The following is a 12,936-nucleotide window of genomic DNA, read 5'->3' as shown; positions in this document are numbered from 1 at the left end:
ACTACGGAAAAGTGCCGCGCTATCCGATGGCCTTTCCGATCAGGTCCCGGGCGCGGTCGAGCATCGAGGCGAACGGCCCGACGGCGAAATTCAGCTTCGCCGACTCCACGCCCGGATGCGGGCGCGTGGGGGCGATGGCCTCGGCCGCACGCACCGCAGACCCCATCCGCTTAAGGTCGTTGTGGTCGACTTCGCGCTGCAGCACGGGGAACTCCTCGTCCTCCTCGTGCCGGGCGTGGTCGAGCACCGCGTCACGCAGCTTGGTGAGCTCGTCGACGAACTCCTGCGAGGTGGTGTCGAGCTTTTCGATCCGCGACAGCAGTTCCTTGGCTTCGTGCTCTTCCTTCAGCCGGGCGTCGACGATCGCGTCGCCGTCGTTGCCCTCGCGGCGCATCCGCGGATGCACCACCATCTCCTCGGCCGTCTCGTGCACGGCCAGCAATTGGCGCAGTTCCACGAACGGCTTCTCGCGCGCCTTGGGATCCGACGCGTGCAGCACTTCGTCGAACATGTCCTCGATGAGGTTGTGCTGCGCTTTGAGGAACGCGACAACTTCCTCGGGTGATTGGACAATCATCTCGGCCATCGCCGATACCTCCAGTAATCAGGGGAGTTGAAGAAATACCCGGTGGGGAAATGCGTAAACGCCGGCCCCCGCCAGACGTGGTGCCCGACGGGGGCTTCGGCGGAGACGCTAGACGCCGCGCCCGGGGGTCGTAGGTGTCGCGACACCGATGACGGTGTCGGTGTCCTTGCGGCGCTTCAGCCCCACGAGTCCACCGAGGCCGAGCAGGCCGAGCAGCCCCCACAAGCCATTGTTGTCGCTGCGTTGGTCGGTGTTTTGGCCATTGTTGTTGTCCGCCAACGTCGTTGTGGTCGACGACGGCGCCGGGGCACCCTGATTGGTGGCGTTGGCGACGCCCGCACCGCCGAATAGCAGTGCGCCGGTGGCGGAAATGACCGCAATTGTCTTACGCATGTTTGCTCCTGATTTGGTTCTGCTCGATCGAGCGAATGAGTGAGAAAGTGTTTGGGGCCAGTCGCTTCCAGCCGTGATGAAAAGCGACGCGAGAACAAGGCCCGAAGCGTCGCAAGGCTTGGGGTACCCGGTGGGCGGGGGATGAAACCGCACGCGAGGATTTTTGCGAAGTGAGATCATTTGCTGATGGATCAGCCGGACCCGCAACAGCGCATCGCCGAGCTGGAGCTCCAGCTCGCCCAGCAGAAGCGCATCGCGGATCTGGAGCGTCAGCTGGCCGACGCCAGGGCGGCCGTGGGTGCAGTCAAACCCGTCGACGAGCCGGCCGAGATCTCCGCCGCGCAGCTGGCCGCCATCGACGAGCACGCGCGCCGGCTGGCGCAGGCGCTGCAGGCCGACCGCGGTCAGCCATTCGGCGGGCCGGCGCCGCTTCGGGAGGCGCTTTCACGTGCCGTCGTCGACGCGGGATTGTCGCAGCAGCAGTACCGAGACGTCCTGGATCGCGCCGGCCTGCGCGCGGGCGGCACGATCAAAGTCGGCGGCCAGGTCGTCTACCAGCGTTGTGACCCATCCGATCCCGTTTTCCTGGCACCGCGCCCGCGGGCAGCGTATGGCGGTCAGGGCCTCGCGGCGCCGCGGCGCACGCTCTCCGGGGCCGGCTGGATCGGGCCGATCGTCGCGCTGCTCGGCGGGGGGATCGGCCTCTGCGTCGGCATCGCGGCGGCGGCGACCGCCCTCGTTCCGTCGACGGGGCTGTGGATGAGCCCCATCGTGTGTCGCGGCGGCTACGCGATGGCCTACAACACCTCGCATTACAGCTACAAGCCGGGCCAGTCGGGCACCAGCGTGAGCTTCCAGTGCGTCGGCGACGGCGACTCCTACGACGTCAACGACTTCGCGGTCTTTGCGCTGCAGTCGTTGCTGGCCGCGCTCCTGGTGTTCGCCGTGCTGGCGGTAGGTGGCTTGCTGTGGCGGCGCTCGCGCAAGCCCGCGTGATCGTCGGTTCGCCCGGCGACTACGGTAAGAAACACGAATTTCACCCAACGGAATGAACATGGCGACAGATCAGATGTACGAACAGGTCGACGACCAGGCACCGGATCCCTCCGACATCGGCTGGCGCATCGATCCCGTTCTCGCCCGCAGTTGGCTGCTGGTCAACGGCGCGCACGCCGACCGGTTCCAGTCCGCGGCGCATTCCCGCGCCGACATCGTCGTCCTCGACATCGAGGACGCGGTCGCACCCAAGGACAAGCAGGCCGCCCGCGACAACGTGGTGCGCTGGCTCGGCGCCGACAACACCGACTGGGTGCGCATCAACGGGTTCGGCACCCCATGGTGGGCCGACGATCTCGCGGCACTTGCCGGTACCCCCGTCGGCGGGGTGATGTTGGCGATGGTCGAGTCGGTGGACCACGTCACCGAGACCGCCCAACGCTTGCCGAACGTGCCCATCGTCGCGCTGGTCGAGACGGCCCGGGGCCTGGAGCGCATCACCGAGATCGCTGCGGCCAAGGGCACCTTCCGGCTCGCGTTCGGGATCGGCGATTTCCGCCGCGACACCGGTTTCGGGGAGGATCCGAGCACCCTGGCGTACGCGCGCTCGCGGTTCACCATCGCCGCGAAGGCGGCCAACTTGCCCAGCGCGATCGATGGGCCGACGATCGGCTCCAACGCCTTGAAGCTCATCGAGGCCACGGCCGTTTCCGTCGAGTTCGGGATGACCGGAAAGATCTGCCTCACGCCGGATCAGTGCGCGGTGGTGAACGAGGGGCTGTCGCCCTCGCAGGACGAAATCTCCTGGGCCAAGGAGTTTTTCGCCGAGTTCGAACGTGACGGGGGAGAGATCCGCAACGGCTCCGACCTGCCGCGGATCGCGAGGGCCACCAAGATCCTCGAGCTGGCCCGCGCGTACGGCATCGAGGTGTCGGAGTTCGACGACGAGGAAAGGGTTCACTCGCCCGCGCCGTCGGATACGTATCACTACTAGGAGTCAGTCCGATGAGCGCGATCGTGGACTTTCATTTCGACCCCATGTGCCCCTTTGCCTACCAGACATCGTTGTGGATCCGCGACGTTCGCGAGCAGCTCGGCGTAACCGTCAATTGGCGGTTCTTCAGCCTGGAGGAGATCAACCGGTCGGAGGGCCAAAAGCACCCGTGGGAGCGGGAGTGGTCCTACGGCTGGTCGCTGATGCGGATCGGGGCGCTGTTGCGCCGGACGGACATGTCGTTGCTGGACCGGTGGTACGGCGCCATCGGACGCGAACTGCATACCCTGGGCGGCAAGCCGCACGATCCGGCGGTGGCGCGAAAACTGCTGGGCGACATCGGGTTTGACGCCGCGGTCTTGGACGAGGCGCTGGCCGACCCCACCACCCACGACGAGATCCGCGAGGAGCATCAGCGCGTCGTCGACGCGGGCGGGTTCGGCGTGCCGACCCTATTCCTGTTGGGCCAGTGCCTGTTTGGGCCCGTGTTGGTGGACCCGCCGACCGGTCCGGCCGCCGTGACGCTGTGGAACGTCGTCAGCGGGATGGCCGAGCTGCCGCACGTCTACGAATTGCAGCGGCCCAAGGCGCCGGCCGATCTCGAACTCATCGGCCGGAGCCTGCGGCCCTATATCGATGGGCGTGACTGGGTCAGCATCAATCGCGGCGAGGTCATCGACGTCGAACGCCTAAGCGGCGTGTCGAGCCAGAGCGACGCCGATTCGTAATTCGACCTCGGTGTATTCGATCGTGGGTGCGCGCGGCGGTGCCGTCGACCGGTAGGTCTTGCCCGTCGGCGTGGTGAATTCCGCAGTGTGCGTCTGGTTTTCGTCCGTGCTGGTGCGAACCCGCCAGCCCGCGGACTCCTTCGCGTAGTTGCACCGCTCGCAGCAGCCCAGGCCGTTGTCCGCGCTGGTCGGCCCGCCCGACGCCCACGGCTGGGCGTGGTCGCGCTGCCGGATCGGCGCGTCGCAGTAGGGCGTGCGGCAACGTTGATCGCGCAGCTCGATGAAGGCCGCAAGGCCGCGCGGGAACAGGCGTGCCCGTGACTCCATCGCCACCAGCGCCCCGGACCGCGGATGCGCGTAGAGCCTGCGCAGCGTCGCCCGGGACCGCCGGTCGGCGAGCGTGCTTGCGACCATCGCCCGGGCGACCGCCGCCGGAATGGGGCCGTAGCCGTAGATCTCGGCCGGTGCGCTGTCGCCGCCCAGCAGCGTCGCGTCCGACAGCACCAGGTTGACCGCGATCGGGGTGGGGACCGCCGCGTCGCGTCCGGTCACCCGCTCCACCAGGGTGTCCGCCATGACCTGGCCGCGCGAGCGCCCATCACAGCGGACGTCCGCCTCGCGGCGCAGCGCCGCGTACACCGAAACTCCCTGGGTCACCGGCAGCAGTGCGGTCACGTACGTCATCGTGTCGGGCGCCGGCCGGATGGTGACGGTGCGCTCGTTCTCGGCCTTCGCCGCCCGTTCGACCACCGCGCGCGGGTCCAGCCGGTAGGCGATCGCCTTGGCTGCGGCGGCCACCCGCGCGTCGCCCATGCCATCGAGGCCGGCCGGATCGGCGCACAACTCGGCGTCCAGCGTGCGGCGACTCTCGACGTCCAAACACGCGCTCTCGCGCACGATCAGGGTGGCCCGCCATTCCGACAGCGCGCCGCATTCCAGCGCTGCCAGCGTGTGCGGCATCTCGTGGACCAGGGCCTTGGCGAAGCCCAGGTGCCGGCCGCCTCTGGCCGGGGAATCGCGTCGCGCCAGGGCGATCTCGCTGGCCAGTCCGCGGCCGCGCTGGGCGGCCGGGACCCCGGCGTCGGCCTCGTTCGAGCGGCGCAGCGCATCCAGCGCCGCGGCCAACCGCGCTTGGCCGGCGGCCGCCGCGGACTTCTCCCGCTCCAACTCGGCAATCCCCTCGATGAGGGCGGCCTCGTCGGCATTGCATTCGAACATACTTTCGATACTAACCGAGGCCCCCGACACGGCTACCGTGGTCGGTGTGAGCGCCAAAGGCCGAATCCGGGTGGCGCGCGTGTACGACGACGCCGATCCCGACGACGGCCAGCGCGTGCTGGTCGACCGCATCTGGCCGCGTGGGGTCCGCAAGGACGACCCGCGGGTGGGCATCTGGTGCAAGGACGTCGCGCCGTCGAAGGAGCTGCGCGAGTGGTACCACCACGACCTGGAGCGGTTCGACGAATTCAAGGCGCGCTACACCGAGGAGTTGCATGGCAATGCGGCCCTGGCGGAGCTGCGCAGGCTGGCGAAGCGCGGCGTCGTGACCCTGGTGACCGCCGTCCGCGAGGTGGACAGCAGTCACGCGGCGGTGCTGGCGACGCTCCTGTGACCCGGCAAGTAGGCTGCGCGGTTGATATGAGCGAACCCGAAGTGATCCTGCCGCGGGAACTCACCGACATCGACGACGAGGTGCGTCGCGTGCCGCCGCCGCCCGGTGCCGCCGAGGTTCCCGACCCGTACGCTTTCCGGCTTGCCGACCCGGACAACGATGCCGAGATGATCTCGGAGTGGATGAACCGGCCCGCCCTCGCCGAGTCCTGGGAATACGCGTGGCCGCCCCAGCGCTGGCATCGATACCTCAGCGCGCAACTCGACGGCAGCTATTCCCGACCGTTTTTCGCCAGCCAGGATGGGCAGGACCACGCTTACATCGAATTGTACCGGGCCGCAAAGGATTCCATCGCCACGCGCTACGAGGCCGACCCCTACGACTTGGGGATACATGCCGCCATCGCCGACGAAGAATTCGTGAACCGGGGGATCGCGGGATACATACTGCCCTACTTCGTCGCCAGCGTTCTCGGCCAGGACCCGCGGTGTCGCCGGATCATGTTCGATCCCGACTACCGGAACAAGACGGCACGACGATTCTGCGAGCGGGCCGGTTGCGTGTTCCTGGGCGAGCACGACATGTCGAATCGGCGAATGGCGCTGTATGCGCTGCCCCGCACCCCCGACGACGTGCCCAGGCTCCGCGAGGCCTGAGCGCCGGACTCAAACCTGCGACGCCACCCACTGCCCGAGTACCACCGCGGCGATGCCAAGGGCGACGCTCACGACGACGTTGGCCAGCGCCGTCCAGGTCTGCCGTTCCTCGCCGAGGCGATGCGTTTCCAGCATCCAGGTGGAAAAGGTGGTGTAGGCGCCCACGAAGCCGGTCCCCACCACCAGCGCCGCGTCCTTGCTCAGCGCCAGCCCACCGAGGAATCCCAACAGAAGGGCGCCGCTGATGTTGACCGCCAGCGTCCCGAAGGGAAACGACCGGGCCGCCCGGCGGGCCACCGCGCGGTCGATCACGAACCGCAGCACCGACCCGATGCCGCCGACGAGCGCTACGCCGGACCAGACCAAGACCGTCGTCATCCGCGCACCCGGACCCGGCGCACGAAGGCGGTGGCGATGTAGACGGCCAGGAACCCCAGCACGATGCTGCTGACGCTGTAGGCCGCGGCTATCGCCCAGTGGCCGTGCTCGATCATCCGCACGGTTTCGACCTGCATCGTCGAGAAAGTCGTTAAGCCGCCACAGAATCCGGTGCCGAGAAGCGGGCGGCGGTAACTCGACACCGGCAGCCGCTCGAGCAGCCGGGTGGTGAAATAACCGACCAGCGCGGCGCCGACGATGTTGACGATGAACGTCGGCCACGGCCACTGGTACGTGTCGCGGACGAGGACGGTACTCAGCCCCGCACGGGCCAGGGCGCCGATCGCCCCGCCGACGAAAACCGCGGCCAGCTCGCGATAGTCGGGTCGTGCCACGAATCGCTTCCTTTCCAGCGGATGAACGCTTCGCAGCATAGAGGGACACGCGGCTACGGCAACGCGCAGAATTGGTAACCATGGCCCACCCGCGCGCCGGTCAGCCGGCCCAGCCCGAAGACCTCGTCGACCTGCCCCACCTGGTCACCTCGTACTACTCGATCGAGCCCGACCCGGACGACGTCGCTCAGCAGGTGGTGTTCGGCACGTCGGGTCACCGCGGTTCGGCGCTCAACGGTGCATTCAACGAGGCGCACATCCTGGCCATCACCCAGGCCATCGTCGAATACCGCGCCGCTCACGGCACGACGGGTCCGTTGTTCATCGGCCGCGACACCCACGGCCTCTCGGAGCCGGCGTGGGTCTCGGCGCTCGAGGTGCTGGCCGCCAACGACGTGGTGGCGATGATCGACAGTCGCGACCGCTATACGCCGACGCCGGCGGTCAGCCACGCCATCCTCACGTACAACCGCGGCCGCACTGAGGGGCTGGCCGATGGGATCGTCGTCACGCCATCGCACAACCCGCCGCCCGACGGCGGCTTCAAATACAACCCGCCCAACGGCGGCCCCGCGGACACCGACGCGACCAACGCAATCGCCAAGCGCGCCAACGAGATTCTGCGGGCCAGGGGCGCGGAGGTGAAGCGGGTCCCGCTGGCCCGCGCGCTGGACAGCGTCGAGCGTTACGACTATCTGGGTACCTACGTCGACGACCTGCCCAACGTGGTCGACGTCGCCGCCATCCGGGAGGCCGGGGTACAGATCGGCGCCGACCCGCTCGGCGGCGCCAGCGTGGACTACTGGGGCGAGATCGCCCAGCGCCACGGCCTGGACCTGACCGTCGTCAATCCATTGGTCGACGCGACGTGGCGGTTCATGACGCTGGACCACGACGGCAAGATCCGGATGGACTGCAGCTCGCCGGACGCCATGGCCTCGCTGATCGCAAACAGGGACCACTACCAGATCGCCACGGGCAACGACGCCGACTCCGACCGGCACGGCATCGTCACGCCCGACGAGGGGCTGCTGAACCCGAATCACTATCTGGCAGTGGCCATCGACTACCTCTACACGCACCGGCCCTCGTGGCCCGACGGCATCGCCGTCGGCAAGACGGCGGTCAGTTCGTCGATCATCGACCGGGTGGTCGCCGGCATCGGCCGCAAGCTCGTCGAGGTGCCGGTCGGGTTCAAGTGGTTCGTCGACGGCCTCATCGGCGGCACCATCGGCTTCGGCGGCGAGGAGTCCGCCGGGGCGTCGTTCCTGCGGCGCGACGGGTCGGTGTGGACCACCGATAAGGACGGCATCATCCTCGCGCTGCTCGCCTCGGAGATCCTGGCCGTCACCGGCCTGAGCCCGTCGCAGCGGTATCGGGAGCTGACCGCCGAATACGGCACCCCGTTCTACGCGCGCGTCGACGCTCCGGCCGACCGGGACCAGAAGGCGCGGCTTTCCAGGCTCTCGCCCGAGCAGGTGACCGCCACCGAGCTCGCTGGGGAGCCGATCACTGCGAAGCTCACCACCGCTCCCGGCAACGGCGCACCGCTGGGCGGATTAAAGGTGACGACCGCCAATGCGTGGTTTGCTGCGCGGCCGTCGGGCACCGAGGACGTCTACAAGATTTATGCCGAGTCGTTCAACGGACCCGAGCATTTGGTGGAGGTGCAGGAAACCGCGCGCGAGGTAGTTAATAAAGTCATTGGGTGACTTGCTCCCTCCGACTTGCCCGCCCGGGGGGACGCGGCTCTTCTTCTGCGCGGCTTCCGCGCGAAGTCTGGATCCTCAGCTGGGCCAACATCATGGTGGCACTGGGCTACGGCGTCATTTCGCCGGCAATGCCCGCCTTCGCCCGCACTTTCGGGGTCAGCATCGAGGCGGTGACCTTTCTGGTCACCGTCTTCTCGTTGACCCGACTGTGTTTCGCACCGATAAGCGGACTGTTGGCGCAACGGTTGGGTGAACGGCGGATCTACATCGGTGGTTTGCTGATCGTGGGGTTGGCCACGGCCGCGTGCGCGTTCTCCCAGGCGTACTGGCAACTGCTGTTTTTTCGCGCCCTCAGCGGATTGGGTTCGACGCTGTTTTACGTCGCGGCCTTGGGGCTGATGATCCACATCAGTCCGCCCGACGCCCGCGGGCGAATCGCCGGCATTTTCACCAGTTCGTTCATGATCGGCGCGGTCGGCGGGCCGGCGGTCGGCGCCTTGGCGGCGGGCTGGGGGCTGACGGCTCCCTTCATCGTCTACGGCGCCGCAATGCTGGTGGTGGCCGTGGTGCTGTTCTACGGCCTGCGGAATTCGACGTTGGCCGCGCCGTTGCCGCCGACACGATCGACGGTGACGATCCGAGAGGCGTTGGGGTTCCGCGCGTATCGGTCGGCGCTGCTATCCAATTTTGCGATGGGCTGGTCGGCGTTTGGGCTGCGAGTCGCGTTGGTCCCGCTGTTCATTTCCGACGTCATGGGCCGCAGCGTGGGCGTCATCGGCGTGGTGCTCGCGGCGTTCGCGGCCGGCAATGCCGTGGCCGTCATTCCGAGTGGCTACTTGTCCGACCGGATGGGGCGGCGCAGCTTGTTGATCGTCGGCCTGGCGGCGTCCGGTGCGGCCACCGCCGGGCTGGGCGTCGCGACTTCGCTGCCCGCGTTCATGGTCGTCGGGTTTGTGTCCGGCGTGACGACGGGCATCTTCATGTCACCCATGCAGGCCGCCGTCGCCGACATCCTCGGTAGGGAGGCGCGCGCCGGCACGCCGGTGGCCGCCGTGCAGATGGCGTCGGACCTGGGCGCGATCGTCGGCTCGGTAGCGGTCGGCTGGGTCGCCGAGCGGCTGAGCTACGGCTGGGCGTTCGCGATCAGCGGGGTTGTCCTGCTGATCGCCGCCGTCGCCTGGGTGCCGGCGCCGGAGACGCGGACAGCGCTCGAGCCGGCCTGACCAGCAACTTTGAAGGACGGTAGCGGGTGGTGTAGCTTCGATGGGCACGACTTGGGGCTATGGCGCAGCTGGTAGCGCACCACACTGGCAGTGTGGGGGTCAGGGGTTCGAGTCCCCTTAGCTCCACCGAGCAAGGCAGCATTCGTTCGGGCGCTCGTTGACTGAGGGAACGCGTTCGCACCCCGAACCGTCCAGCCAGCTTGTCAGGCCGGGGTGAGGCGAATCGGTAGGTGAGTTGGTCCGCGCAGCGAGCTGTGGCTCGACCATCGTGTCGGGCCATCCGGGGTGATTCGGGCGACGCGGGTGACGAGTTGGCGCAGAACTGCTTGGGCTTCCATGCGGGCCAGTGGCGCTCCCAGGCACATGTGGGCGCCGTAGCCGAACGCGATGTGCTTTCTCGGGTCGCGGTCGGCGCGGTACTCGTCGGGCTCGTCGAACGCGGTGGGATCGCGGTTCGCGGCGCCGAAGGACAGCAGCACGCGTGATCCGGTGGGAATGGTGACGTCGCCGATGCGGTAGTCGGCTCGGGTGTAGCGGTAGAGGTTCTGGATGGGTGTCGTGATCCGTAGTTGTTCCTCCACGGCGAGCGGAATCAGCTCGGGGTTGGCGCGAATGAGATCGTACTGATCGGGGTGACGTGCGAGGGTGTCGAACATTCCGCCGAGCAGGTTCGTGGTGGTTTCGTTGCCGGCGATCAGCAGGTGGATGGCGATGAGCAGGAGCTGTTGATCGGTGAGGCTGCCGTCGGTGTTGTGCTCGATGAGCCGCCCGAGAACGGTATTCGACCCCTTGAGTCCGCCCGCCGCGAATTGCGTTCTGAAGTAACGCTGTAGCGCCACCAGGGCCGTCATCGATTTGCCGGCGTTGGCGACACCCGAAGGCGTCGGCGTGAACTCCATGATTCCAACGCCGCGTTCCGACCATCGGCGAAAGTCGTCGACATCGGAGTCGGGCACGCCCAGGATCTGGGCGATCAGACGTATCGGCATCGGTATCGTCAAGCGTTGCACGACATCGCATCCGGGGTCGTTGATGACGTCGCTGACGAGTTCGACGGCCAGCTTCTCGGTCATCTGCTGCCAGGAGTTCATGGCGCCCTTGCTGAATCCCGGCTGGACTTGCTTGCGCAGCCGGGTATGTTCGTCGCCGTCGGTGAGGACCGCCAATGGAGCGGACATGCGCAGGCGCGTAACGCCTTGCGTGCTGGTGACCTGGTCGGTGTCGCGCAGCGCCGCCCGCACGTCGTCGAGACGGCTGACGATGAAGGTTGCGCGCCGCGGGTTGTAGTGCACGCGCCCGCCGCGGTGCAGAGCGCGGTACGCCTCGAAGGGCTGAGCGGCGGTGACGGGATCCTGCGGGTCGTAGTCGGTGTTGATTGCGCCGGTCCAACCGTCGTAGCCCCGTCGGCGCGTCCGGACGGCGGCTGCGACGTTCATTCGGACCGCACTGCCCACGGGTTCGATGGCGTTGTGAATCCTCCGGGCCTTCTTGGTGATCGACATCGTGGTTCCTAACCCGATTGCGCGACGCCGTGGCCCCGGGCGCGAAGGGTTCTCAGTTGGGTGAACAGGATCGCAATCGCGAGATAGACGACGTAGCAGGTGGATACGACCGTGGACTGCCGACGCGTCCCGGGACTCGCCATGAGGAGTCCGATCAGCGTTTCGAGCGCACCGTTGACGTAGGTGAACGCGCGGGCGTGGTTGGGGAAGCCGAGCCGGTTGATGGGGTCGAAGTACCGTGGCGCGACAAAGTGCGCCAAACCGATCACGCTGACCGACAGGCCCAGGCGTCGTCGTGAGCCCACATTGTCGCTGTTGATCATGGCGATGGGCTCCATCTGCACGGTCTCGTCTATTACGAGAGAAAATTTCTCGTAAATGGTGACACACATTTGCGTCGCTGCCTAGGGGGCCGGGCGAAACCGTTGCTCTACCTTGTTCGTGTGAGCCAATCCCGGCGAGGGCGACCGCGGAGCGCCGCCGTGCACGAGGCGATCCTGGACGCCACGCGCACGCTGCTCGTCGAATCGGGCTACCGCGGGGTATCGATGGACAAGGTCGCAGCGGTCGCGGGGGTGGCCGTTCAAACGGTGTACCGCCGTTGGCCCTCGAAGGCTCCTTTGGTAGCCGAGGCGGTTATGCAGGCTTACGACCAAGCCGACTTCACGCTTCCCGATACGGGAGACACGATCGCGGACCTGACGACGTGGATGCTTGCCTACGCCAAGATCGGTTCGTCCGCAGAGAATGTCGCACTCATTCGCTCGCTTGCCGCCGCGGCGGCGGAAGACCTACGCGATCGTGACACCCTGTACCGACAACTGACTGGCCGCGTCCACGAAGCCGTATCGCACCGCTTGCGCGTCGGAGTCTCGGCGGGCCAGATCCGCGACGACGCCGACATCGAAGCTGCCACCGACGCGTTGATCGGAGCGACGCTCTACCGAACGCTCAGCGTGACGGCATCCGCGCGAGAAACGACGGCGCGTTACCGAGGGGTGATAGACGCTGTGCTGCAAGGCATCTCGAGCTGAATCAGATCGTCACCTGCATCAACCCGGCTTGTGAACGGGCCCGCGTCCCGGTCGGCGATCGATCAGGTTGATGATCGCCTGTTGGGCTTCGCTGACTTCGAGCGGCAGTGTGGCGAACATTTCAGCGATCATCATCGCAACGGGCGTCGTCCACAGGAGCATGCCCAGTGCAACGGCGTCTTGGCCATCGTGGCTGGCTTCCAACCGTTGGCTCAGGCCGGCGAGTGCCGAGCCGAGTCGCTCCAGGTGCCGGCTGTCGAGTCCGGAACGCAGCTCTTTGGTCGATATGAGGATCTCTAGACCCGCCATCGCCTTGGGGTTGGCGAATGCTTCCCATGCGCCCCGCACCAAGTGCGTGGTGTCGACCGGTTGGTCGGGGTCGGACAACCCTTCGAGCGAGGCAACGAGGCGATCGATGGCGTCGTCGATGACCGCGATCAAAAGGCCATCACGGTCGCCGAAGTGGTGCTGGATGACACCCCACGTCACGCCGGCACGTTCGATGATGTGCCGTGCGCTTGCGGCGGAGAAGCCTTCTTCCCGGATGCAGCGGACCGTCTCGTCGATGAGGCGTTCACGGGTGCGGTCGCCTCGCTCCCGACGGCCGATGGCGGGTCGGTCGGGCGATCTGCGCCCAGTCATTGCGATCCGCCCTGCCTCGGATGTCGCCTCATCCGTAGCACCCTATGACATCGGGCGACCGTCAGCTCTTGCAATTCAAACATGG

The 12,936-nt window shown here is 67.1% G+C and carries 16 protein-coding genes, 1 tRNA gene and 1 pseudogene; 9 read left to right on the top strand and 9 right to left on the bottom strand.

All coding sequences use genetic code 11. The annotated features are described in order from the left end of the window. Nucleotides 1–19: 19 nt before the first annotated feature. Nucleotides 20–586: a hemerythrin domain-containing protein gene (locus AC5Y7V_RS11230; protein ID WP_499880088.1), complete on the bottom strand. Its 567-nt coding sequence runs from the start codon at nt 584–586 to the stop codon at nt 20–22. 108 nt (nt 587–694) lie between these two features. Then, nucleotides 695–979 (bottom strand): WGxxGxxG family protein, encoded by a 285-nt coding sequence (locus AC5Y7V_RS11225; protein WP_499880087.1) that lies wholly within the window; start codon nt 977–979, stop codon nt 695–697. A gap of 186 nt (nt 980–1,165) precedes the next feature. Here AC5Y7V_RS11225 and AC5Y7V_RS11220 point away from each other — a divergent pair, with 186 nt between their 5' ends. From AC5Y7V_RS11220 to AC5Y7V_RS11210, 3 genes are all read left to right on the top strand, one after another. After that, nucleotides 1,166–1,975: a coiled-coil domain-containing protein gene (locus AC5Y7V_RS11220; protein WP_499880086.1), complete on the top strand. Its 810-nt coding sequence runs from the start codon at nt 1,166–1,168 to the stop codon at nt 1,973–1,975. A gap of 73 nt (nt 1,976–2,048) precedes the next feature. Then, the gene (locus AC5Y7V_RS11215) at nt 2,049–2,969 is read left to right on the top strand and encodes an HpcH/HpaI aldolase/citrate lyase family protein (protein WP_499880190.1); all 921 of its coding nucleotides are present in this window, start codon (nt 2,049–2,051) and stop codon (nt 2,967–2,969) included. 11 nt (nt 2,970–2,980) lie between these two features. Continuing rightward, nucleotides 2,981–3,697 carry a mycothiol-dependent nitroreductase Rv2466c family protein gene (locus AC5Y7V_RS11210; protein WP_499880085.1) on the top strand — a complete coding sequence of 239 codons (717 nt, stop codon included), beginning with the start codon at nt 2,981–2,983 and terminating at the stop codon, nt 3,695–3,697. On the opposite strand, the gene AC5Y7V_RS11205 is transcribed toward AC5Y7V_RS11210, so the two are convergent. Continuing rightward, nucleotides 3,659–4,915 (bottom strand): HNH endonuclease, encoded by a 1,257-nt coding sequence (locus AC5Y7V_RS11205; RefSeq protein ID WP_499880084.1) that lies wholly within the window; start codon nt 4,913–4,915, stop codon nt 3,659–3,661. The genes AC5Y7V_RS11210 and AC5Y7V_RS11205 overlap by 39 nt on opposite strands. Before the next feature lie 46 nt (nt 4,916–4,961). Between AC5Y7V_RS11205 and AC5Y7V_RS11200 the strand changes: the two genes are divergently transcribed. Then, complete coding sequence (locus AC5Y7V_RS11200; protein WP_499880083.1) at nt 4,962–5,309, top strand: DUF488 domain-containing protein; 348 nt, start codon at nt 4,962–4,964, stop codon at nt 5,307–5,309. A gap of 26 nt (nt 5,310–5,335) precedes the next feature. Further along, nucleotides 5,336–5,965 (top strand): GNAT family N-acetyltransferase, encoded by a 630-nt coding sequence (locus tag AC5Y7V_RS11195; RefSeq protein ID WP_499880082.1) that lies wholly within the window; start codon nt 5,336–5,338, stop codon nt 5,963–5,965. 9 nt (nt 5,966–5,974) lie between these two features. Here the strand turns inward: AC5Y7V_RS11195 and crcB (AC5Y7V_RS11190) are convergent, their stop codons facing one another. Both crcB (AC5Y7V_RS11190) and crcB (AC5Y7V_RS11185) read right to left on the bottom strand, forming a co-directional pair. Next, nucleotides 5,975–6,343 carry a fluoride efflux transporter CrcB gene (crcB, locus tag AC5Y7V_RS11190; protein ID WP_499880081.1) on the bottom strand — a complete coding sequence of 123 codons (369 nt, stop codon included), beginning with the start codon at nt 6,341–6,343 and terminating at the stop codon, nt 5,975–5,977. Continuing rightward, entirely contained in the window at nt 6,340–6,777 is a 438-nt protein-coding gene (gene crcB / locus AC5Y7V_RS11185) for a fluoride efflux transporter CrcB (protein ID WP_499880080.1), read from the bottom strand. Before crcB (AC5Y7V_RS11185) ends, crcB (AC5Y7V_RS11190) begins: the two co-directional genes overlap by 4 nt. A 41-nt stretch (nt 6,778–6,818) precedes the next feature. Here crcB (AC5Y7V_RS11185) and pgm point away from each other — a divergent pair, with 41 nt between their 5' ends. From pgm to AC5Y7V_RS11170, 3 genes are all read left to right on the top strand, one after another. Next, on the top strand, nt 6,819–8,450 hold the full coding sequence (gene pgm / locus AC5Y7V_RS11180) for a phosphoglucomutase (alpha-D-glucose-1,6-bisphosphate-dependent) (RefSeq protein WP_499880079.1): 1,632 nt from the start codon (nt 6,819–6,821) through the stop codon (nt 8,448–8,450). A 71-nt stretch (nt 8,451–8,521) separates the two neighbouring features. Beyond that, nucleotides 8,522–9,673 carry an MFS transporter gene (locus tag AC5Y7V_RS11175; RefSeq protein ID WP_499880189.1) on the top strand — a complete coding sequence of 384 codons (1,152 nt, stop codon included), beginning with the start codon at nt 8,522–8,524 and terminating at the stop codon, nt 9,671–9,673. Between the two features lie 53 nt (nt 9,674–9,726). Beyond that, nucleotides 9,727–9,799: transfer RNA gene (locus tag AC5Y7V_RS11170), tRNA-Ala, on the top strand. Between the two features lie 77 nt (nt 9,800–9,876). Here the strand turns inward: AC5Y7V_RS11170 and AC5Y7V_RS11165 are convergent. Then, entirely contained in the window at nt 9,877–11,175 is a 1,299-nt protein-coding gene (locus AC5Y7V_RS11165) for a cytochrome P450 (protein ID WP_499880078.1), read from the bottom strand. Nucleotides 11,176–11,183: 8 nt separating this feature from the next. Further along, the gene (locus AC5Y7V_RS11160; protein WP_499880077.1) at nt 11,184–11,513 is read right to left on the bottom strand and encodes a DoxX-related protein; all 330 of its coding nucleotides are present in this window, start codon (nt 11,511–11,513) and stop codon (nt 11,184–11,186) included. Between the two features lie 144 nt (nt 11,514–11,657). Between AC5Y7V_RS11160 and AC5Y7V_RS11155 the strand changes: the two genes are divergently transcribed. Further along, a complete protein-coding gene (locus AC5Y7V_RS11155) occupies nt 11,658–12,209 on the top strand; it encodes a TetR/AcrR family transcriptional regulator (protein ID WP_499880076.1) in 552 nt (183 codons plus the stop codon). A gap of 18 nt (nt 12,210–12,227) precedes the next feature. Here AC5Y7V_RS11155 and AC5Y7V_RS11150 read toward each other — a convergent pair whose 3' ends face one another. Both AC5Y7V_RS11150 and AC5Y7V_RS11145 read right to left on the bottom strand, forming a co-directional pair. Continuing rightward, nucleotides 12,228–12,698 carry a hypothetical protein gene (locus AC5Y7V_RS11150; RefSeq protein ID WP_499880199.1) on the bottom strand — a complete coding sequence of 157 codons (471 nt, stop codon included), beginning with the start codon at nt 12,696–12,698 and terminating at the stop codon, nt 12,228–12,230. After that, nucleotides 12,699–12,851 (bottom strand): annotated as a pseudogene (locus AC5Y7V_RS11145) (TetR/AcrR family transcriptional regulator); the annotation flags it as partial. It abuts the gene before it with no gap. Nucleotides 12,852–12,936 lie beyond the last annotated feature (85 nt).

This window comes from Mycobacterium sp. NGS34, from assembly GCF_059812845.1.
This window is presented reverse-complemented; position numbering and strand designations above follow the sequence as displayed.